22 protein-coding genes and 1 tRNA gene are annotated in these 21,062 nt (G+C 68.7%); 11 read left to right on the top strand and 12 right to left on the bottom strand.

Features of this window, described 5'->3' with window-relative positions; all coding sequences use genetic code 11:
* Nucleotides 1-36: 36 nt before the first annotated feature.
* The 6 genes from fxlM (at nt 37) to HCA58_RS21580 (ending at nt 6,588) form a co-directional block, all read left to right on the top strand.
* Nucleotides 37-1,278: a methyltransferase, FxLD system gene (gene fxlM / locus HCA58_RS21605; RefSeq protein ID WP_169599711.1), complete on the top strand. Its 1,242-nt coding sequence runs from the start codon at nt 37-39 to the stop codon at nt 1,276-1,278.
* Between the two features lie 12 nt (nt 1,279-1,290).
* Complete coding sequence (locus HCA58_RS21600; RefSeq protein ID WP_091082791.1) at nt 1,291-1,446, top strand: FxLD family lanthipeptide; 156 nt, start codon at nt 1,291-1,293, stop codon at nt 1,444-1,446.
* A gap of 68 nt (nt 1,447-1,514) precedes the next feature.
* A complete protein-coding gene (locus HCA58_RS21595; RefSeq protein WP_169599708.1) occupies nt 1,515-4,262 on the top strand; it encodes a lantibiotic dehydratase in 2,748 nt (915 codons plus the stop codon).
* A complete protein-coding gene (locus HCA58_RS21590) occupies nt 4,259-5,329 on the top strand; it encodes a lanthionine synthetase C family protein (protein WP_169599706.1) in 1,071 nt (356 codons plus the stop codon). The genes HCA58_RS21595 and HCA58_RS21590 overlap by 4 nt, the downstream gene beginning before the upstream one ends.
* Before the next feature lie 11 nt (nt 5,330-5,340).
* Nucleotides 5,341-6,123, top strand: coding sequence for a thiopeptide-type bacteriocin biosynthesis protein (locus HCA58_RS21585; RefSeq protein WP_169599704.1), 783 nt, complete (start codon nt 5,341-5,343; stop codon nt 6,121-6,123).
* Between the two features lie 30 nt (nt 6,124-6,153).
* Entirely contained in the window at nt 6,154-6,588 is a 435-nt protein-coding gene (locus HCA58_RS21580) for an NUDIX domain-containing protein (protein WP_169599702.1), read from the top strand.
* A gap of 185 nt (nt 6,589-6,773) precedes the next feature.
* Here HCA58_RS21580 and HCA58_RS24115 read toward each other — a convergent pair whose 3' ends face one another.
* On the bottom strand, nt 6,774-7,625 hold the full coding sequence (locus HCA58_RS24115; protein WP_169599700.1) for an abortive infection family protein: 852 nt from the start codon (nt 7,623-7,625) through the stop codon (nt 6,774-6,776).
* Nucleotides 7,626-7,968: 343 nt separating this feature from the next.
* On the opposite strand from HCA58_RS24115, the gene HCA58_RS21570 reads away from it, so the two are divergent.
* Nucleotides 7,969-8,041 (top strand) — tRNA-Arg (locus tag HCA58_RS21570).
* 225 nt (nt 8,042-8,266) lie between these two features.
* Here HCA58_RS21570 and HCA58_RS23715 read toward each other — a convergent pair.
* From HCA58_RS23715 to HCA58_RS21520, 10 genes are all read right to left on the bottom strand, one after another.
* Nucleotides 8,267-9,646 (bottom strand): site-specific integrase, encoded by a 1,380-nt coding sequence (locus HCA58_RS23715; RefSeq protein WP_240956556.1) that lies wholly within the window; start codon nt 9,644-9,646, stop codon nt 8,267-8,269.
* On the bottom strand, nt 9,643-9,828 hold the full coding sequence (locus tag HCA58_RS21560) for a helix-turn-helix domain-containing protein (RefSeq protein WP_018722283.1): 186 nt from the start codon (nt 9,826-9,828) through the stop codon (nt 9,643-9,645). Before HCA58_RS21560 ends, HCA58_RS23715 begins: the two co-directional genes overlap by 4 nt.
* Before the next feature lie 20 nt (nt 9,829-9,848).
* Nucleotides 9,849-11,657 (bottom strand): replication initiator, encoded by a 1,809-nt coding sequence (locus tag HCA58_RS21555; protein ID WP_346776076.1) that lies wholly within the window; start codon nt 11,655-11,657, stop codon nt 9,849-9,851.
* Nucleotides 11,654-12,328 carry a DUF2637 domain-containing protein gene (locus HCA58_RS21550; protein WP_169599698.1) on the bottom strand — a complete coding sequence of 225 codons (675 nt, stop codon included), beginning with the start codon at nt 12,326-12,328 and terminating at the stop codon, nt 11,654-11,656. The genes HCA58_RS21555 and HCA58_RS21550 overlap by 4 nt, the downstream gene beginning before the upstream one ends.
* Nucleotides 12,325-13,761, bottom strand: a complete 1,437-nt coding sequence (locus HCA58_RS21545; RefSeq protein ID WP_169599696.1) for an FtsK/SpoIIIE domain-containing protein — start codon at nt 13,759-13,761, stop codon at nt 12,325-12,327. The genes HCA58_RS21550 and HCA58_RS21545 overlap by 4 nt, the downstream gene beginning before the upstream one ends.
* Nucleotides 13,752-14,045 (bottom strand): hypothetical protein, encoded by a 294-nt coding sequence (locus HCA58_RS21540; RefSeq protein WP_169599694.1) that lies wholly within the window; start codon nt 14,043-14,045, stop codon nt 13,752-13,754. The genes HCA58_RS21545 and HCA58_RS21540 overlap by 10 nt, the downstream gene beginning before the upstream one ends.
* A gap of 94 nt (nt 14,046-14,139) precedes the next feature.
* Nucleotides 14,140-14,568, bottom strand: coding sequence for a hypothetical protein (locus HCA58_RS21535; protein ID WP_205809372.1), 429 nt, complete (start codon nt 14,566-14,568; stop codon nt 14,140-14,142).
* Between the two features lie 115 nt (nt 14,569-14,683).
* Entirely contained in the window at nt 14,684-15,415 is a 732-nt protein-coding gene (locus HCA58_RS21530) for a GntR family transcriptional regulator (RefSeq protein WP_169599689.1), read from the bottom strand.
* Nucleotides 15,416-15,453: 38 nt separating this feature from the next.
* On the bottom strand, nt 15,454-15,762 hold the full coding sequence (locus HCA58_RS21525) for a DivIVA domain-containing protein (RefSeq protein WP_346776075.1): 309 nt from the start codon (nt 15,760-15,762) through the stop codon (nt 15,454-15,456).
* Between the two features lie 2 nt (nt 15,763-15,764).
* Nucleotides 15,765-16,091 carry a hypothetical protein gene (locus HCA58_RS21520; RefSeq protein WP_169599688.1) on the bottom strand — a complete coding sequence of 109 codons (327 nt, stop codon included), beginning with the start codon at nt 16,089-16,091 and terminating at the stop codon, nt 15,765-15,767.
* A gap of 570 nt (nt 16,092-16,661) precedes the next feature.
* On the opposite strand from HCA58_RS21520, the gene HCA58_RS21515 reads away from it, so the two are divergent.
* Genes HCA58_RS21515 through HCA58_RS21505 form a run of 3 tightly spaced genes read left to right on the top strand, consistent with a single transcriptional unit; the run spans nt 16,662 to nt 18,990 of the window.
* Nucleotides 16,662-18,002, top strand: a complete 1,341-nt coding sequence (locus tag HCA58_RS21515) for a hypothetical protein (RefSeq protein ID WP_346776074.1) — start codon at nt 16,662-16,664, stop codon at nt 18,000-18,002.
* Nucleotides 18,003-18,016: 14 nt separating this feature from the next.
* Nucleotides 18,017-18,562 (top strand): GNAT family protein, encoded by a 546-nt coding sequence (locus HCA58_RS21510; protein WP_169599686.1) that lies wholly within the window; start codon nt 18,017-18,019, stop codon nt 18,560-18,562.
* A gap of 59 nt (nt 18,563-18,621) precedes the next feature.
* Entirely contained in the window at nt 18,622-18,990 is a 369-nt protein-coding gene (locus tag HCA58_RS21505; RefSeq protein ID WP_169599684.1) for a hypothetical protein, read from the top strand.
* Nucleotides 18,991-19,651: 661 nt separating this feature from the next.
* Here HCA58_RS21505 and HCA58_RS21500 read toward each other — a convergent pair.
* Nucleotides 19,652-20,542: a hypothetical protein gene (locus tag HCA58_RS21500; RefSeq protein WP_169599682.1), complete on the bottom strand. Its 891-nt coding sequence runs from the start codon at nt 20,540-20,542 to the stop codon at nt 19,652-19,654.
* Nucleotides 20,543-20,709: 167 nt separating this feature from the next.
* On the opposite strand from HCA58_RS21500, the gene HCA58_RS21495 reads away from it, so the two are divergent.
* A complete protein-coding gene (locus HCA58_RS21495) occupies nt 20,710-20,931 on the top strand; it encodes a hypothetical protein (RefSeq protein ID WP_169599680.1) in 222 nt (73 codons plus the stop codon).
* The last annotated feature ends 131 nt before the right edge of the window (nt 20,932-21,062 follow it).

Genomic DNA, 21,062 nt, shown 5'->3' with positions numbered 1-21,062 from the left:
GATCGGGAGGCCCTGATGGAGAGGGAGAGCACCCGAATGAGTGTCGACACGGCGAGCGGCGAGGACCTCCACGCCGCGATGGTCGATCAGCTCGTCGCTGATCACACGGAGAAAGGGCTGGTCATGCGGCCCGAGGTGGAGGCGGCGCTACGGTCCGTGCCACGCCATCTGTTCACTCCGGATGCCGCACTGGCGGAGGCGTACCGGGCCGACCAGGCCGTGGTGACCAAGCGGATCGGCGACGAGGCGGTCAGTTCGGTGTCGGCGCCGTGGCTCATCGCGGAGATGCTCGGTCAGGCCGCCGACGCTGTCGACGGCGGGTTGGCCGGCCGGCACGTCCTGGAGATCGGTTCCGGCGGGTACAACGCCGCTCTGCTGCGCGAGCTGGTCGGCCCGTCGGGCTCGGTCACGACCGTGGACATCGACCGTGAGGTGACCGACCGGGCCACCGCCTGCCTCACCGCGGCGGGTTACGACGACGTGGTCGTGGTGTGCGCTGACGCCGAGCAACCGGTCAACCCGGGCCGTTCATACGACCTGATCATCGTCACGGTCGGCGCGTGGGACATTTCCCCGGCCTGGATCGCCCAGCTCGCCGAGAACGGAACGCTGGTCGTGCCGCTACGGACGTTCGGCATGACCCGCTCGTGGGCGATGCGCCGGACCGGCGACCGGCTGGTCAGCCACAGCCAGCGGTTGTGCGGGTTCGTGTCGATGCAGGGCGCCGGGGCGCACGAGGTGCGGTACGTCGACATCGCTGACGGGGTCCACCTGCGGCTGGACGAGGACCAGCAGGTCAACCGCCACGCCGTCGGTGAGCTGTTGGCGCAGGCACCCGCTCGGGCATGGGCCGGGGTGAGCCTTCCCCCTCGTACCGTCCTGGCTGACCTCGACCTCTGGCTGGCGACCCGCATCACCGAAGCGGGACAGCGGTTCGTTGTTCTCACGGCCCAGCAGGAGGCCGTCGATGCGGGCGTCGTCGCCCCGGCATGGCGCTTCGGCACACCGGCCGCCCTCGATGACGGCGCGTTCTGCTACCGCTCGACGCTGCGCTGGAACGACGACGACATGTTCGACCTGAGCGCCTGTGGACATGGGCCCGACGCCGCGGCGGCGGCGGGTCGGATGGTCGGACAGATGCGCGCGTGGCTGTATGCGGGCAGCCCTTCGCCGGTGCTGCACGTCCTGCCCGCTGGTACTCCCGACGGCGACCTGCCGGCCGGGACGGTGCTGGACAAGCGGCACAGCCGCTTCGTCCTCACCTTTACCCCCGCATAGAAGGGAACGCACGTGAACGAAACCGAGGCCTCGGAGTTCGCCCTGGACGTCAGCCTGGTCGACGCCGGTCCGAGCGCGGGCGGCTACGCCACCGCCACCGACGACGGGTGCGGCTCCGGCAACACCGGCTCCAACGCCTGCACCACGAAGTGCGACGGCGGCAACTGACCCATCCGTTCCTCTCCCGATCGGGCCCGGCGTCGAGCGCGCCGGGCCCGACGATTCGGTGGTGCCTCATGGTTCCCGCAGCTGGCGCGGCGCTGATCAGAATCGCCGCCTACCCCAAGGGCCTCGTTCTGCCTCCCTGGCCCGACATGGCCCATGGTCATCCGGATCAGTGGCGCGAGTGGCTGGACACAACGTGGACGCTGCCCGGGTTCGCGGCAGCCGTCACCGGCGCGGCACCGCAGCTGGCCGACCAGATCCAACGCACGCTGAGCGGGGAGCCGATGCCTCCGCAGCGACTGCGCCGCCTGGTGCAGTCAACGGTCCGGTACCTGCTGCGCTGGACCACCCGTGCGACCCCGTTCGGCACGTTCGCCGGCGTCGCCCCGGTCCAGTTCGGCGCTCGCGCGGCGGTCCGCCTGGGCGAGGCACATCACGCGGTCTCCCGCCCCCACGGCCAGTTCATCGCCGAGCACACCGCGCAGGCCGAACAGGACCTGGCCACCCTACGCACCGTCGCGGTGGTGACGAACTCGCTGGGATACCTGCGCGGCGACAGGTGGGTTCTGCCCTGTGCCCATGCCAGCGACGATCGGCGGTGGGACGTCGAGATCCGCCTGACCGTCCCGATCCGGGCGGCGATCCAGGGGGCGCGGTCCCCGGTCAGGTTCGCCGACCTCGCCGCGACGGTCGCCGGACCCGCCAGCATCGCCGACGCCGAGCGTCTGCTGGCCGAACTGGTCCACACCGGGGTGCTGCTGTCGGCATTACGCCCACCCATGACCGCCACCGACCCAGCCGCCCACGTCACCCGCCACTACGCCATCCCGGAGCCGGGAAGCCGGATCGCCGTCGATCTACGCGCCGACATCGCGGTGACCCTGCCCCCACCGGTGCTGCACGAGGCGGAGCGGGCCGCGTCCACGCTCTTGGCGGTCGCGCCACCCCCCACGCCCGGATGGGCCGAGTACCACAACGCGTTCATCGAGCGGTGGGGTCCAGGAGCGGCCGTTCCCATCCGTGAGGTGCTCAACGTGCTGGGGCTCCCGGCCGGCTACCGAGGATCCACTCGCCGCGCCCCCGCGCTGTTCACCGCCCGCGACCGGCTACTCGGACAGCTCGCGCAGCAGGCCGCACTCGACGGCTGCGCCGAGGTGGTGCTCAACGACGCGCTGATCGACCGGCTACGCGGGAATGACGACCGGCCGCCGATCCCGCACACCGAACTGCGGTTTACCCTCGCCGCCGACACCCCGCACGATCTGGACCGTGGCGCGTTCACCCTGACGGTGCTCAGCGGGTCCCGCCACGCCGGGGTCGCCGCGGCCCGGTTCCTGTACCTGCTCACCCCCGCCGAACTCGCCGGATTCCAACAGGTTTACCGGCAACTGCCAACCGCCCTGCCCGGCGCAGCCACGGTGCAGCTGTCCGGACCCCCACTGGACGCCCGCCTCACCGCAGTAGCCCGGACGCCCGAACTGCTGCCCGTCCTTCCTGTCGGCGACTTCCACCCGGCACCGCCGTACACGATCAAGGATCTGGCGGTGACCGGCGACGGACGCCGGTTGTGGCTGGTATCGGCGGCCACCGGTCAGCCTGTCGAACCGCTGCTGTTCAACAGCGTGCTGCTGCCCACGCTGCAGCAGCCGCTGATGCGTTTCCTGGCCGAGGTCTGGACCGCGTGGACGGCACCGTGCAGCCGGTTCGACTGGGGACACGCCAGCGGCCTGCCATTCCTACCCCGCCTGCGACGGGGACGCGCCATCGTGCATCCCGCCCGCTGGATCATCGACCACGCTGCCCTTCCCGGCCAGGGCACCGCATGGCCGCAGTGGCGTGACGCCTGGCAGCGACACCGCCACCAGCGGCACATCCCGCAGCAGATCCTGGTCGGCGACGACGACATACGGCTACGCCTTGACCTGGACGACCATGCTCACCTGGCGGTCCTACGCGACCACCTCGACCGGCATCCCCGCACCGTGATCACCGAGGCTCCAGGGCCAGCGGGCTGGATCGACGCCCGCCCCGCCGAACTCCTGCTCACCCTCACCCACCCCGCGCCAGCCGCCCGACCAGCCCGACCAGCCCGAACCGCCACCACTGTTCAGCACTGGCCTGGGCGGTCACGGTGGCTGGAGGCACACTTGCACGGTCGGCTCGATGACATCCTGACCGATCTCGCCGGACGCCCCGCCGACCACCTACCAGCCGGCTGGTGGTTCCTGCGGTATCCCCACCCCGAGCTGCACCTGCGGCTACGCATCCCACTATCGGACACCGACCGATTCGCCGACATCGCCCGTCATCTCGCCGACTGGGTGCAGCACCTGCACGATGACGCCCTCGTACACGACTACAGCATCCATCCGTACCGCCCGGAGACCCGCCACGGTGCCGCAGCGACCCTCGCCGCCGCCGAGCGGGTGTTCGCCGCCGACTCCAGTGCCGCCCTTTGCCGACTTACCGGCGACCGACAAGCCACCACCGCCGCCGGGATGATCGCCATCGCCGAAGGCTTCACCGGCGACGGCCCGCGCTGGCTCACCACCCACATCGCCCACCGGACCGGCCCCCGCCTCAACCTCGCCCAACTCGAACACGCCCGGCGCCCAGTGCACGACGAGCGACTCGCGGCAGCACTGGCCGCCTACCGGCCGTTGGTCATCGATGACGGACTCGACCCCGACGAGGTGCTGGGCGACCTGCTGCACCTGCACCACGCCCGCATGATCGGCGTCGACCTCACCTCCGAACAGCACTGCCTGCGGCTTGCCCGCACCATCGCCCGCGCCACCCTCGCCAGGCTCAAGCCGTGACCGCAGGACAGTCCCTCGCCGACGGCGCGGCCGGCATCGCCCTGCTGCACCTCGAAACCGGCAATCGGCGCGCAGCGCGCGAGGCACTACGCGAAGCCACCGCCGGTGGCGTGAGCATCAGCGACGGAGCCAGCCTCTTCTACGGCGCTCCCGCACTCGCATTCGTCCTCGCCACCACCGACCACCCGGGGCTCGCCCAGGCACGAGCGGCCACCGCCGACGGCACCGCCACAGTGACCCGCCGACGGCTCGACGCCGCCCACCGCCGCATCGACCAACGTCAGCAGCCGCACTACGCCGAGTACGACCTCATCCGCGGACTGACCGGGCTCGGCGTCGTCCTGCGCCGGCTCGGCGATCACGAACTGCTCCGCCAGGTCCTGGACTACCTCATCCGGCTCACCGAACCGCAAGGCGAGCTACCCGGCTGGTGGTGCTGGAACGGGCCCGAACGCCGCCAGCCACCGCCCGCCGGCGGTCACGCGAACCTCGGCATAGCCCACGGCATCACCGGCCCACTGGCACTGCTCGCCCTCACCCTCCGCGACGGCATCACCGTCGCCGGACACACCACGGCGATCAACCGCATCAGCCGATGGCTGGACGCCTGGCAGCAGCACACCGACGGCATGATCTGGTGGCCGCAAACCATCAACATCACCGACCTACGCGGTGGGACACCGGCCCAGCGAACTCCGCTGCGGCCGTCCTGGTGCTACGGCACCCCCGGCATCGCCCGCGCCCAGCAAATCGCCGCACAAGCCCTGCACGACACCACTCGGCAGCGCCTCGCCGAGACCGCCTTCACCACTTGCGTCACCGACCCCGAACAACTTCGACGGCTCACTGACCGAAGCCTGTGCCACGGCACCGCCGGACTGGTGGCTACCGCCCGCCGGGTCGCTTCCGATGCCCTCACCTTGATACCCCTGGCTGCCGTAGAAGATCTCCACCGACAGACCGCCCCCACCACCAACGAGCCCGAAGGGCTGCTCGATGGCAGGGCAGGCGCCGACCTCGCCACCGCCGTCGCCACCGCCTGGGACGCCTGTCTCCTCCTCACCTGAAAGAGCCATCCGTGGACCACACCCCCTGGCACCAGGTCAACATCAGCTACCCCGGCCAGACCGCCCGGGAGCGCGAGAAACAGGCCGTCGCCCACTTCAGCCGAGTGCTTCCCGCCGCCGAGACTGCCGGCCTGATCTCCTCCTGGTGGTTCATCCGCAAAGGCGCTTGGCGCATCCGTTACCTCCCCGCAGGAAGCCCAGAGAGCGGGGATCAGGCCCGCGGGCTACTCACCGAAGGGGTTACCTGGGCCGGTGACATTTACGAACCCGAAACCCACGCGTTCGGCGGCCACGACGCCATGACCACGGCCCACACGCTGTTCCACCACGACAGCCGCCACCTCCTCACCTACTTCCACCAGCACCCCACCACCCGGCGCGAACACTCTCTGATCTTGTGCACCGCCCTGATGCGCGCAGCAGGGCTGGACCTCAACGAGCAAGGCGACGTCTGGGCTCAAGTCGTCGAGCACCGCGCAGCACACCTCAACCAAGCACCCACGACCGATGCCCGCAGGTGGGAGAGGTTCACCGGAGACGTTCGGAGCCTGCTGCTCGGCGCACCTCGCACCCCCGGCGACTGGCACACCGCATTCGCACACGCCGGCGCGGCCTTGCATCGCCAACGGGAGAGGGGCACCCTCACCCGTGGCCTGCGGGCAGTAATCGCCTTGCACGTGATCTTCCACTGGAACAGGCTCGGCCTACCCGCCACCACCCAGGCCACCCTCGCCCGAGCGGCCCAGGAAGCCATCTTCGGCCCGCCCGATCCGCACCTGCCAGACCCCAGGTAGATGCACCAGGAACGAGCGGAGGAAGGCGCCATGCCCGAGAAGGTGATCACCAACAAGGTTCTCTGCTACGTCGTGCGGGAAGCACACTTGCTCGTCTTCCGCCACACCGACTTCAGCTACGAGGAGGTAGGCATCCAGGTGCCCGGCGGCAGCGTCCGCCCCGGTGAGGACCCGGCGGACGCGGCGCTGCGCGAGGCCCGCGAAGAGACCGGACTGACCGGCTTCACCGTCGTGCGCAAGCTGGGGGAGATCGAGTACGACATCAGCCCGCTCCGCTTCGAGATCCAGCGTCGCCACGTCTTCGAGTTGGCGCTGCACGGGACGACGCCCGCGCGATGGGCGAGCCAGGAAGACCACGACGGCGAGCAGGAGCCCACCCAGTTCGAGTGCTTCTGGATACCGTTACGCACGGCGCACGTCCTGCAGTCCGGTCAGGGCGCCCTCGTGGGCCGGTTATTCGACTGACCGGAGTCCCATCGGCAATCAGAGGAACCAATCGGGAAGAGGAACTGCGCGAACTGGTCCAGCGCAGCCCGTGCTGATGCGGGCGCTGGGCGTCGTTCGGGACTGCGCGGGACCGCAGGGAGCTGGTCTGACGGAGTCCGGCCCCTCGGCTCGATTGTTCTTACCCATCCCGCGCAGGTGAGGGATCACCTTGCCGTGGCGCCTGCCTGCGCCCGCCAAGGTGCGGCCGGATCGGCGAGCGTGTCGAGGATGACCTGGCACCAGGTGTGCGCCGCTCCGACCGCGAGGTAACCGTGACGAGGACGCAGCCCTGTGCGGCGTGCGGCGTGGCCGGTGCCCCAGCCCTCGTTGCGCAGTTCACCGAGGCCGAGCGCGATGCCCGACAGCCCGCCGAGGATGCGCTTGACGGCCTGGCTGCCATCCGGCCCCGGTGCGACGGTCTGCGGGTGAAGCCCGAGTTCGCGCTGTGCCCTGTCGATGAGCTGAGGCAGCTTAGCGGTCTTGCCGTCGAACGAGATGCCCAGCTCGTCGAGCACGGTTTTTGCGGTTGCCTCGACCAGTTCCTTCGCGGATCCGATGGCCTGGGCTGGGTCGCTCGGAAGTGCCCTGTTGATTCGTTCGAACGAGTCCAGGATCATCTCCGGGTCTCGCAGCGCGGTCAGCGCCCGTGGCATCGTCGCCGCAGCGGGGAGGGCGCTGTCTGACTTCGGGCTGACCCTGCCCTCAAGGTCGACGTCGAAGCCTTGCCGTTCCATGAACTTGCGGGTGCTCGCCAACGCTTCTGGTGGCATCGCGTCGATCAGCGTCTCGTACACATGCAGAACACGGTTCACGTGGGTGGGATCGGTCCAGTCCACGTTGTCCTCGAACTCACGCCAGAATCCTCGCCGCTCGCTGGTCTCGTCGTTCGGATCACCGGACGGCGTGAACCCTTGGTCCTCCCACATGCCCGCGATCAGCCGGAGGGTGCTGTAGCCGGCGCTGAGATCGCGAAAGTGGCGACGGACGGGTAGCGGCACGAGACTACGGATCGTCACGGTCGCCCAGAGTATCGAGGAACAGGCATCTCGGCGACTTGTTACGACGTGGGTCAACGGCGCCAGACCGAGGGTCTCACTCGCGTCACCAGGATTCGTGTGACCTGGCTACGGACCGGTGATCTTCGATGATGTGCGCGGTGTGTGCTCTCCAGCGGGTGCCAACCCGGGTGAACCGGTGCCAACGCGGGTCACTGCGGCCGACCGCCGGTCGCAAACCGGGGTTCGTGTGCTCGGTGTGTGCTCCTGGGCTGCGTGAACGGCGGTCGTGGGAACGTGGGTGAACGTGGGCCACTCCCTGCCACCCCAGGTGAACCCCCGGGTCGCTAGACTGGGCCCTCGCGCCCTCGTAGCTCAGGGGATAGAGCATCGGTTTCCTAAACCGTGTGTCGCAGGTTCGAATCCTGCCGGGGGCACCTCAAAGATCAGCAAAAACGCCACCTGGCCTGCGGATACGCTTCCCCGTCGATCGGCCGAGATGTGCAGCCGGATGCCACCCGGAGCCGCCGTTTGCAGCCGTCCGTGCAGAGTACGTGCAATGATCTTGGACCGTTGAAAGCGCCCGTTCTCGCAGGTCACAGCCCACAAAAGCGGAGAGGCCGCAGCACCCGCCACGGCCCCTCCCACGCTACCGGCGATCATCAGCTCAGCGCCGCCTCGATTCGCTCGTTCATCCGGCTGCGGTCCCCGTCGAGGCACTTGGCGTACACCTTGAGCAGCACGTCAACCGAGTGGCCGGCCCGCTCCGCGACCTCCGGAGCCGGTAAGCCCGCGTTGAGCCAGAGCGACACTCCGGCGTGCCGCAGGTCGTACGGGCGACCGGCCAGGGGAGAAGCCACCCGCTCCGGCGGCAGGCTCAACCGCCGCGCCTCCTCCCACACCCGCGAGTACGTCGAGGACGCCACCACGTTGCCCCGCCCGCTGCGGAACAGGCGCCCGTCGACACCCACGCCGAAACGGTCGATGTGCGCCCGCAGGATCGCCACCAGCTCCGGCGGGATCGGCACCTCCCGCGCCTCTGCGTCGCCCCGGTGCTTCAACCCCCGATCGTCGTGCACCTCGCCACTGTCGGTGTACCGCTTCCCCGCCGCCGGCCGGGACTTCTCCAACGTCAGCAGCCCCCAGCCTTTCGCCGGAAGGTGGCAGTCCCGCTCCCGTAGCCCCAGCGCCTCACTCGGCCGCAGCGCCGCGAAGTACAGGCAGGCGTAGAAGGCGACCAGGCGCTCGCCGCGCCGGCCGTCCTTGCCTCGCTGGCCGACGTACGTGACCCCGACGAGCAACTCCCGCGCCTGGCGGACGTTCACCACGACTCGGCGGTCAACCTCACCGGCCAGCTTCCGCCGACTCGACCGCACCCGCAGCTTGTCGACTGGGTTGAAGTCCAACAGCTCCAGCTCGACGGCGTACTGAAGGACGTTGTAGAAGACCGAGCGCCGCCGCCTGGCCGTCGACGCTGCCAGCGGCCGGCCGTCCATCCGCAGGCCGAGCGCGTCCAACGCTGGCCGCACCACTGCGGCTTCCGCCAGCGCCGACAGCGGCAGCGAAGCCCGCTCCAACCAGCGCAGCGCCGCAGCGACCTCCGCCGGCCGGTCGAGTTGCCGAGACGCGGGCGGAAACTCCCACTCCCGCAACGCCCGCCGCAGCACCACCGGGGCAGGCCGCCCGGCCATGTCCCGCACCAGCGCCGCCGTAACCGACGCTAGGGCATCCGTCGTGCTCTCCCGCGACTTGGCCGCCGCGCCCGGCCACTTCATGTCGAGGTATCGGCGGACGAACCCGAGCCAGTTCACCGACTCCGTCGGCGCAACCATCGACTCCGGCAGACCGGAGTCAGCGTCGAACGCTTCGCCCCGGTTCGCTGCCTGCATCAGGTCCGACCGGAAGTTGTCCGCCAGGGCACGGGTGCTGAACGTCCGCGACTTCGGCCCCGTTCCCACTACCCACCGAACGGTGTACGACTTCTTGCGGCCTGCCAGCGCGTTGACCTGAATGCCCCGGATCCGTACCTCGCGCGACTTCACGCCGCCTCCCGGTGCTGCTCAAGCCACGCCCGCAGGTCTCGCCGTTCAATGCGCAACTCACCGTTGGGCAGCTTGATGCACTCCGGGGCGATGCCCAGCTCACGCCAGCGGTAGAAGGTCCGCCGCGACACTCCGTTGAGGACGGAGAGGACTTCCGGAACGGTCAGCAGCTCACTTTCCATGAGGGGTTCTGTCCTCCAGATCATCGAACTGCAGGGGAGAGGGGAGCAGCGGTAGCCGAAACGGCCCCGGCTGTTCGCTGCCGTGCTGTGTCGAGGTCTGCCCGCCACCGAATGCGGGCCGAGATGGCGCGTAGCAGCCGGTGCTCCAGCGGCGGTACGTCGGGGTCTTCGGGTCGAGCGAGCTCGAACCGGTACCGCGTGGATCCGTCTGCCTCGTCGGCCGCCGCCTGGTCGTGTTCCTCGGTGTCGGCCATGCCGCCCGCGAGAATCGCCCGCACCCAGGACCGGTTGTCCGCCCGGTGGTCGGCGAGAGTCTTCCCGGACCACTGTCGGGAGACGAGGACGCGCCGGCCGGTGAAGCCGAGGGTGGAGCGTTGGTGGACCTTCCCCGTGCATCCGCCAGGGGTCAAGCCCGCCTTGACGCCGTCCGGCTGAACGCCGTAGAGCAGCCAGTTGGCACAGGTTGGCGAGCACGGAAGCACGGACAGTTCCGCGTGCAGGCGGTCGAAGTGCGCTTTCTGCGCGTCGGAGCGGGGCTTGGCCTGGTCGGTCAGATCCTTGGTGACGTACTTGGTGACGTAGCGGATCGATCGTTCCGCGTCTCGGGTGCCTTGCTCGATGCCGCGTGCGTCGATGCGGCCGAGGCGGGCGACGTAGGCGGGTCGGCTGTCGGGTTCTTCCAGGGCGTCGAGGGCTTCACCCCAGGTGGGCGGCGGTGCCCGGGTTTTCGGGTCGACGTATGCCTGTTGGTCGACGTCCCAGACCGGCGGCTTGTCCACCGAGTAGACGGGCTCGTTGAACGAGGGCCACCACACCTGGTGGTAGGTGGCGGCGGCGATCTGTTTGAGCAGCCGGCGGGGCAGGGTGCCGCGGATCGCGAAGTGCGCGTGCGGCGCGAGGCGGCGTTGCAGCTCGACGGCTCCTGCGTATTGGACGTTCCAGCCGGCGGCCCGGCGGACGTTTTGCCACCACCGGTCGAGGACCCGTGCGAAGTGGATCGCGTCGAGTGCGGCCCGCCGGTAGTCGTAGGTGGTGGGGTCGACGGGTGTGCCGAGTACGTCGTCATGCGGTCCGTGTCGCTGGCCGCACTCGCACGGGGCGATGTATGGGCCGCGCCGTAGGTGGGAGTGCACTGGCCCGTGGGAGCCGAGCGTCAGGGTGACGAGCATGGAGGGCCGGTGGGTCTTGCCGGTCTTGCCCGAGTAGGCCCGGCCGACCGTGCGCGGGTCGACGGGCAGCCGGGGCAGGTCCGGTGAGTCCTGCCGCCGCCGGGTGGACCGTTTGCGGCGTGGCCGTTCGTCGCGGTCTTTGGGGGTGAGGTGCCCGCGCAGGCTCGTCTCTGCGAGGGCTTCGTCCAGTTCGGCGATGGCGGCGTCAATCTCCGCCAGGTGCGCGACCCGCTCGTCCGGGGTCATCGGCTGGTACTGCACCGCTTCCCGCTCGAACTCCAGGTGCGCCCGCACCCGCGCCAGCGCGAGCACGTCCTCACCCGGCTTGTCGGGACGCACGGCAGGTTCGTCGGCGAGGTGCCAGCCTTCCCGAATCTGCTGGATCCGCAGCCGCCGACCCCGCTCCGCACACGGCTTGCACTTCGCCGCCAAGGTGGCTCCGCAGGGCACCTCGACCACTTCGGTCACGCCGGTGGCGGTGTCGGTGCGGCGCAGAGCCAGGGGTCGGACGCAGACGCCGTGTTGTTCGGCGAGCTGCTTGAGCGCGTCCCTGGCGAGCGGTTTGCGCATCCGGTCCGCCCGGGAGCCCGGCCGAGGCCGCTCCACGCTCGCACTGTCGGGGGCCGGGGTGGCGGTGGGGATGAGTTCGAGTTGGCTCACCGGTCATCCTCCAGACCGGCAGGGGTGCCGTTGCGTGGGGTGAACGCCGCCGCTGGGACGGGTACCAGGCCGGGACGCCGTTCGCGTTCGATCGACGTGACGGGCCGCAGGACGACGGGCCGAGGCTGCTCCTCGTCGACATCCCGAACGACGGTCGCCGCCTGGTCGTCGTTGACCCGCGTATCACTCCCGGCCGCCTGGTCGTCGTTGGACGGCACCGACAGTGCGTCACTTCCGGCCGGCACGTCAGCGCACCGGTCGCCGGCCGGCGTGGTGGCCGGTGGCACGGGGGCGGTGGAGAAGACGAGTTTGGACAGGCCGAGGAAGGCCAGCGCGGGCACGGCGGACAGGAGCCACCCGGACAGGCCGGGTTTGGCTACGGCGAGTTGCGCGGCCAGGGAGAGTGCGACGGCGCAGACGAGCAGGAACATGGGGTAGCCGATGGGGCCGCCGGTGCGGCGACGCTGTCGGATGGTCAGCAGGGCGGCCAGGGGTAGAAGTTCGGAGATGGCGGCGTTGGCCCAGCCGAACCAGTCCCCGGTACCGGCGGGCGAGTTCGCCATGGTCCAGTCATGCACGTGGGTGAACGACGCTGCCCCGGCGAGTCCGCCGACGATGAGGACGATGAGCACCAGGACCACGCCCTCTATCCGCTGCGCATTGCCTTTCACGCGGTCACCTCCCGCTCGTCGGTGCTGTCGGTGGTGTCGAGTCGCCGGTAGGTGCGGCCGAGGGCGCGGATGTCGTCGTCGGTGAGGTAGGCGAAGCGGACCCGGACGGGTTCGCGGACGCCGTCGAGGACGACGAACCCCACCCCCGGCGCCGTTTCGGGGATGCGGTCGCAGAGTGCGCCTCGGTCGCGGGCGGCGTCGCCGAGGACCATGTCCACCTGCTCCGGCTCGGTCAGCCGCAGGCCGATGCGGGCCGGGAACAGATCCCGAAACGGCAACACGTCCTTACGCGGATCCTGCAACGCGGCGATGACGTGCACGCCGACCGCCCGGCCCTGCGACAGGAGGAGGCCGAGGGATTCCTTGATTCGGTCGCGGACTTTACGGTCGGTGATGTAGGCGGTCAGGGCGGCCAGCTCATCGATGACCAGGACCAGCAACGGTTCCTCGACCGTCGGCAGATGCTGCCGCGTGACCCCGCGCAGCCGCGCCGCCCGCAGCCGCATGCGCTTGACCGCTTCGTCCAGGACGCCGGCCATGGCATCGGGGTCGTCGTAGGCGAACCGGGCGAACAACGGCACGCCGGCCGCCAGCTCCATGCCGCCCTTCGGATCGAACGCCCACACCTCCACCAGCCCGGAACGGATCCCGCCCGCCAGGGAGCGGATGAGCGACCACAACACTGAGCCCTTCCCTGCACCGGTCGCCCCCGCGATCAGGACGTGTGAGCCGGCCAGCCGCAGCCGGTACGCCTCCCCGTCCTCTCGCACGCCGAGCGGTAACGCACCGAGGTCGGGCACGTCAGCGACCGGCAGCGGCGCGACGATGCCGGCAAGCGGGTCGCGGCGCATGAACCGCACCACCACCCGATCCGGGCGATCGGTGGAACGGGCCTGGCCGGTGTGCTGGCGGAACGCGTAGGCGAGACGCTCGGCGGCCTGGCCCCAGTCGTCGGGGATCTGGCCCGGCAGCATGCGCACGGTCAGCTCATCGCCCCACCGGTCACAGCGCACCTTGACCAGCCGGGGCACGTACCGGTCACCACCGAACACCGTCGCCAGCCCGCAGGTAGCCATCACCGACGCCCACCGAGGCCGATACACCACCAACGCCCGAACCCGGGCAACGAGCGGATACCAGCCGAACCGCAGCCACGACACCGGATGCCACCGCCACCACCCCACACAGCCGGCCGCAACCGCCGTGACGACGGCGGCCAGGACCAGGCCACCGAACTCGGCCCGGATCCACAGCGCGAGACCGGCCGGGCCGGTGAGCCACCAGTAGCGGACGGCCAGGATGGTGAGGCGGAACAGGCCCCGGGCCAGCCACCAGAACACCAGCAGCCACCCCGGCACCCGCCACGCGGGAAGACGCACATTCATCGGCGCAACCGGGATCTTGTCCCCCGGAATGACGTTGATCAGAGGCACACGCCACCCCCACGACGCCCACGGCCGAGCGTGGCAATGCACGAGCGACACGACATGCGCCGCAGGTCGAACCGGCGCGGCTTCACCCACCGGCAGCAGCGGGGGCAACGGATCGCATAGACCACACCGGACGGCGGCGGCAACCCCAGCAGCGACCGCAGCGCCGCCTCCACCTCCCGCAACGCGTGCCGCAGGTCGGCAAGATGTGTCCGGGCCACAAGCAGCAGCGCGCCGGCCAGTAGCGGCAAGACTGTGATCAGGGCAGGGTGAACTACGGTGGGCATCACGCCCTCCTTCATCAGACGAGGGATGAGGTGAGCGCGGGGACGGGCCGGGACTCTTGGCGGGGAAACGACCCGCCCCGCGCGACAAGACAGCTCAGGCGGCCACCGAGCCCGGCACCGCCGACGCCGGACGGATCGCCGAGGCCCGCAGCGAATACGCCATCCGGGAACGGCAGTCACCCGACGAGCGGCCCGGCTTGCACCGCTGCGAATCCACATACGGCGTCAGGGTCAGACCCTCGAACTCCACCGCCGGCGGATAACCCGGCACCGTGGACGGCGGCGGCACCGGCTGCTGCGCGGCCACCACCTTCACCTTCACCTCAGTAGAGCGGCCGAACTTCCCGGCCTCCGGGTCCAGGTCCATCACCCGCACCACCCAGACCCGCTCCCCGGTCTCCTTGTCCCGCGCCTGGTTATCCGCCTCACCCCGCCGCTCAAAATCAATCTGCGGCGACACACCAAGGCACAACGCCCCAGCGGGGAAGACGTACTCGGACGGGACCGGCACCTTCAACGTCATCGGAACCAACGAACGACCTCCAGAGCCACGAAGCCAACTCAACCAGTTGACTTGTTAAGTTGCATCAAAGGTAGGCGCGGCCAACTTGACTTGTCAAGTGAAGTATCAGGCTACATCAGTCGATTGGATAGACGTCTTCGAGATCGTGCCGACGGGCCGGCAGCAGCAGATCCACGGCGAGCAGCGGCTTGGCCGATCGGTCGCAGACGGACAACAGCACCGTCAGCACCGGGTCATGTTCGGCGATCTGCAAGAGCTGGGCTTCTTCGTCGTCGGGTAGCCGAGCGGAGATCCGCTCGCTGACGTGGTCGAAGCGCACGCGCTTGCGGGAGGCCACATGCCGGAGCAGTCCCTCCGGAAGGGCTTCGCCGCCACCGACTCCCGTACCGTCGGCCAGGTCGGCGGGCAGGTACGCGGTACCGAGTTCGACGGGCCCGAGTCCGTCGACCGTGATCAGGCGACGCCGCGCAACGGCCGGCGTTCCCGGTTCGATCCCCAGCGCTACCGCAGCCCGTGGGGGAGCCGGCACCGTACCGGCCGCGAGCAGGGTAGAGCCGGCCCGTTCGTCGTCTTCCAGCACGGCGTAGCGGCGTTCGCGCTGCCGCTGGTCGGCTCCGCCGGGCCGGCCGAGGACGAAGCGGCCCTTGCCCTGCCTGCTGTCGATCCAGCCGTCTTGGCGCAGCAGGTCCAGCGCTCTGACCACGACCGGCCGGGACGCGCCGAACTCGCGGATCAGTTCGGTCTCGCTGGGCAGCATCGAGCCCGGCGGGTACGTGCCGTCTTCGATGCGTTGTTGCACCGCGTTGACGATCACGACGTACTTCGGCGGCGCAACTTCGATCGGCACCGGTTTCACCTCAGACGGCAACTCAGCTTGTCAACAGGCTATCTGCGCTGCTCAGGTTCTGTCCAACGTCCCGCGTTGGCCATTCGGGTCGGCCTCGGGGCGAAGTTGCTCTGCCACTCGCGCAGCGCACCCTTCAATCGCGCGTTCTCCGCGCGCAGGCTGGCTTCTACGCCGTCGCGCGCGGTCAGCTCGTCGACGACCGCGCGGAGGAAGCCGTACACCTGCTCTTCGGCCAGGCCGCGTCGCCCGAACCTGGTGCGACGGAACCGGATCCGCTTGACCTGCTCCGGGCAGAGCCGGGCCAAGCGTGACGCTGCCCGGGAGACGCCAACCTTGTGCAGGGTCACCGTTACCTCCTCGAAGTTGAGACCGCTGTAGGTGCCTTTCGACTCGCCCCGCTCCGCCCTGCCTGACTTGGGAGGGCGGGCGGCGTGCGTCCGGTGGCGGGGGTGGTAGCCGGGGCGAGCAGCCGCAGGCCCGTCGGCTGCACGAAGATCTCTCGCCGGTCCACGGCGTTGCCGGCCCGGTCGAGCGTGTAGCCGAGCAGCCAGACCCAGCCGTCGTACGTCGTCCAGTCGCAGACCTTGATGACCCGGAAGGTCAGCGACCGTTTCCCGGCGAACTGCACGGACGCATCGCTGCCGACGTGCAGAACGTCGCCCGGTTTCGGGTTCATCACCGCCCGTCCTCACCGCATGATGTGGATGGGCACCGAAGCAGGCGGGCTTTGGCCACGACCGACACCGCCGCCTGCCAGCACCTGCTCCGGTGCCCTGCTCAGGGCGCAGCCGCTACGGCAACCGCCGATCGCGTCTGCCTACCGGTGCCGGCGCAGTCCGGGCAGCCCCGTCGTTGCAGCCGGTTTGGATCACTCGGGGTGCGAAGGGACCGCCGAGGGCTGGCCATCTTCCATCCCCGCCCCTCGCAGCCAGTGCAGGCGATGAGAGGCGACGAGGCGTGGCACGTTCCCCGGCGCGAGCGTCCCCCGTCCACGCACCGCAGGACCCGAGCACCGCCCCCCGCCATGGCCGCAGTCGAACCGGCACCGGCACGAGTGGCCCGGCGCCATGTCGGCCCATGCACCTCAGCGGCGAGTACATGCACAATTGCGGTGGGTGAGACGTCCATGGTGGAGATAGAACACCCGGTGACGGAGACCGATCGAGGACCGAATCAGCACCTCTGGCGGACATCGAGCGGACACCATGAGGACCTGCGTTGAGTTCAGGACCTCGGACAGGCGAGCGTGGAGACAGCCCATCAGGAAGGCATCGAGATGGCCCGAGACCGCCGCGAACCTCGCACCGTGCTGGAGCACCTGATCCAGCACAGTGACCGCACGTACGAGGAACTGGCCGACGAGTTCAGCCGCATGGACCCCCGTGCGGCCATCAGCGCCCGGCACCTCGGGCGGCTGGCGCGCGGTGAACGGGACCTGGCCTCATCGACACCCGCCACCCGACGAGCGTTGCAGGCCATGTTCGGCAAGACCGTCGACGAGTTGCAGCGTCCCTGGGCACCTGACCAGTTGACCCCTGCGCCGGGCCGACAGCTCATTGTCGAGCCCTTCGGCGCCGGCCCGGAAAGGAACCTCCTCGCCATGGCCGCACAACGCGCCCGTCACTACGCCATGCTCGCCGCCGAAGCCACCTCACCGGCAGCCATCGACCAGCTCACCGAGGACGTGCAGCGCCTCGCCCTGGCCTACCCGCAGCGCCCGGTCAGCCAGATCCTGCCGGACCTGGTCGAGACCCAAGACACCCTGTTCACTCTGCTCGAACGCCGCCAACAGCCGTCCCAGTCGCGGGACCTGCACTTTCTCGCCGGTATCACCAGCGGCCTCCTCGCCAAGGTCTCCCACGACATGGCCGACCCGCACTCCGCGATGCTGCAAGCCCGTACCGCCGTGCTCTGCGCCGACCAGGCCGCCCACCCCGGCCTGCAAGCCTGGCTCCGCGGCCTCCAATCCCTGGTCGCCTACTGGGCCGGCCGGTACGCCGAAGCCGTCCGCTACGCCGACGCCGGACGCGAGTACGCCACCCAAGCCGGCGGCACCTCCGCCGTCTGGCTACCCGCCAGCGCCGCCCGCGCCTACGCCGCACTCGGCAACGCCGACCAAGCCAAGGCCGCCATCCACCAGGCCGAAGACGCCTGGTCCCGAGTCCGCCCCGACGAGATGGACACCATCGGCGGCATCTGCACCTTCAACCAACCCCGCACCCTCTACTACGCCAGCGACGCCCTCGCCTGGCTCCCCGACGAAGCCGCCACCACCGAGCGCTACGCCCTGCAAGCCGTCCAGGCATACTCCGACCGCTACGACCCCGCATGGGCCTTCGGCGACCAGGCCGGCTCACACACCAACCTTGCTATCGCCCGCGTCGCCAACGGCGAACTCGACGCCGCCGAAGACGCCCTCGCCCCCGTCCTCGAACTCCCCGCCGACCAGCGCATCAACGGCATCGTTCACTCCGTCCGACGCGTTCACCAGGCCATCACCCGCGCCGGCCATGCCAACGACGCCCGTGACCTCATCGACGGCATCGAGCACTTCACCCACACCCCCGCCAACGCCCTGCCTCGATAAGGCACCATCAGCGCATGTACCCGATCACCATCCCCGGCCGCGTCATCACCCTGCGCGAACTGCGACCCGATGACGCGGCCGACGCTTTGGCGATCATCGGAGACGACCGCGTCACCCAGTGGCTCTCCTTCGACAGCCGCGACCATGCCGCCGCCGTCGCGATGATCGAAGGTGCCGTGACCCGGGCGCAGCTTGCCCCCCGCACTGAGTACTACCTAGCCGTAGCCGACGCGGAAGACCGCATGATCGGTTTCGCCCGGCTCGGACTCACCGGCCACCAGGCCGCCAAACTCGGCTACGCCATCAACGCCGACCACTGGGGCCACGGCTACGCCACCGACGCCGCCCGCACGATCATCGACTACGGCTTCCAGGAGCTGCGACTCCACCGCATCACCGCAGCCATCGGCCCCGACAACGCCGCCTCGATCGCCATCGCCAATCGACTCGGTATGCAGTACGAAGGCCGACTCCGCGACCACGTCTTTACCAACGGTGCCTGGCGCGACTCCCTGCTCTATTCCATCCTCGCCCGGGAGTGGATCCAAGCCGCCGGCTGATGCCCGCGTGAGCATCCGGGCGCGGAGCTGTCTGATCGGGCGTCGGTACGATCGCCGCCATGCGCGACGCCGACACGCCGCCGCAAGAACCCACCGACGACCGATCACACCCCGCAACACTCACACCCCAGCAACGGGCCGACCTGATCCGGACCGCCGCCGCCGAGGTACACGAGCGCGTGCAGGAGTGGCGTGACAACGCTGGCTGGCGCAATACTCCAGCCAACACGCACCGCTACGAGACGACCGTTAGCGCGATCGACGCCCTCGAACAACTGCCCGAACCGGACAGCGAGGATGCCGTAGCCCGCTTGGCGGATGTGGTCCGCCCCGTCGTCCTGGAGTGGCGCCCCAGCCGACCCGGCCCCGAGCAGTCCATCTACGTAGCAGTAGAACGCCTCCGCCGGACGATCGACGTCAACATGTAGGAGCCGATCGCGCCGCCCGCCACACGTTGCCGAAACAATCTCAGTAGTGATCAAGCGCGCTCCGCGCGGCGCGGGCCGGGCGCGGTAACCGGCTCCTGACGGAGCCGCCGCCCCGTCCGCCTTCGGCGGCGGGGCGGAAAGTCAGCCGGCCCGAAACCCACGCCCGCCCCGCGCGTTACCCGTGGTTCCGTGAAGGGAACCGGTGACGAGTCCCCGAGGAGGACCGGGACCAGGACGACAACGCCCTTCCTCACGTCACGCATTCAGCCTCACAACGGGAACCGCAGACCGGTCGACGGCCGGACCGGACGAGTTGCCGAACGGAATCACCCCGACCGCTCGCGGGTCCGAGGTGGGAAAGAGGTGAGAGTGGGGAAGAGGGCGGTGAGTGGGGGCGGGTTGGGGTTAGAGCTGTGCCTCCGGCGGGGGCCAGACGACTCCGAGATGGAGTTGCCGAACGGTTGCGGCCGTGGGTGGTAGTGGTTGAGGGGGATGCCATCCCGCCCACCGCCGACCCAGGCAAGCCGAGCAGACCAGGGCCAGGGTGACAAGGTCGTTCGTCCGGTAGGGCGCTCCACCTTGTCACCCTGGCCCTGGCCCGCTCCACGGTGTGTGGGTCGGCGGCAGACGGGATGGAATCAAAGGGGTCTTGCACCCCACCTTATTCGTGAATCACATCGTCTCCTAGCCGGTGCAGAAGCCCTTTCAAGCGGCGTGTAACCCGTCGAGCCTCATAACTTCCTCGGCCGTCAGAAATTTCGAGATAGGAGGAAAGGAGGGCGATTGCGCTTCGCCTGTACGACGGATACTTCAAGGCAATTCGCTCGATCGCGAGAATTCCCGCAGTCTGGACAACTTGTGAGTCGTCGGACATCTTATCGGCCGCGCTGTCGAACTGACTATTGAGCCGATCCGTCTCCGAGTTGAAATGACTACGAAAGGAAAGGAGAAGTGCTCCAGCGCCAGCAGTTCCCGCAAATAACGTGATTCCAGTCTTAACCGCGTCGAATCTAAGCTGTGCCGCACTCTCTGCCGGAGCGTTGGAAGCCTCCCGGAACATCAACCATGTAGCCAGGACGGTGAACCCAAGCGCAGTAATTACTGTCAGCGCGATCAGCATCCAGGGTACCGGCTTTATTCCCCTGCGAATTTGAATTCGACGCCATATCTGATATGCGATAATGGGGGCCACTCCCGCAAGGGCGGCCACTTGTTGCGTCGGGGTCAGCGTTTCGTCGATGCGCTCCTTGGTTGCTTTGAACCATGTGGCTATTTTGTCGCCGTGTTCTTTGAGAACCTCATTCAGGCAACACAAGACAAGGGTGCCGAAAGCGAAGACTGCCAGGGCTATCCGCGAGTTCTTACTTCGTTCATCAAGAGACCAGTCGACCAAACTATCTACTGCCGCCGCAATCGGATTGGGTGGCTGACTAGTATCGGATTCCTCGCCTTCGTCTTGTTCATGTTCAAGTTCCAAATCCGACTCACTTGGGCGTTCCGCCGCTAACTTGTCGCGGCCTGATGACCCTGGGCTGTCATTTTGGCTTGTCACTCCGTCAGTGAGTGGGCTCAGAATGAGAAAATCAAGCGCTTTGACGGAAAGTCTACCGATCTATTGACTTGCGAATCCCCTGTACGGTTTTCTCAGCCAGCACTGAGCGGCGTCTCGGACGCTGAGGGCTAGCGGCCTGAAGCTCCATCCCGGTTGTGGTCCGAGGGTTGATCGAGGCTCTGTTCGCGCTTGCGCTGCTCGGCTTTAAGTCGCTCGGCCTCTTCGACGAAGATAGCAAGTTGATCATCGGTTCTGAGGTTCTTATATCGAAATATTCCAAGTTCGGAGGCGTTCCACTCCTGCTCAATTGCATCCGCTGTCTGTTGGAGATAGAAGCCACGCTCTCGGAACTTGAAGTACCCTGTGAAGCCGGCCGCCAAGCCGACTGAGAAGCTTGTTCCAATGCCACGTAGCCTAAGTTGATCTTGGCGGTGGCTGGACCCGGTAGATGTGGATGGTCGGTGGCCGGTCGTGGCGGATGCTGGCCGGTTCGTCGGGTTTCTTGACCCGGTACTGGTTG

It is taken from the genome of Micromonospora sp. HNM0581 (assembly GCF_012726175.1).
GTDB lineage: Bacteria > Actinomycetota > Actinomycetes > Mycobacteriales > Micromonosporaceae > Micromonospora.
This window is presented reverse-complemented; position numbering and strand designations above follow the sequence as displayed.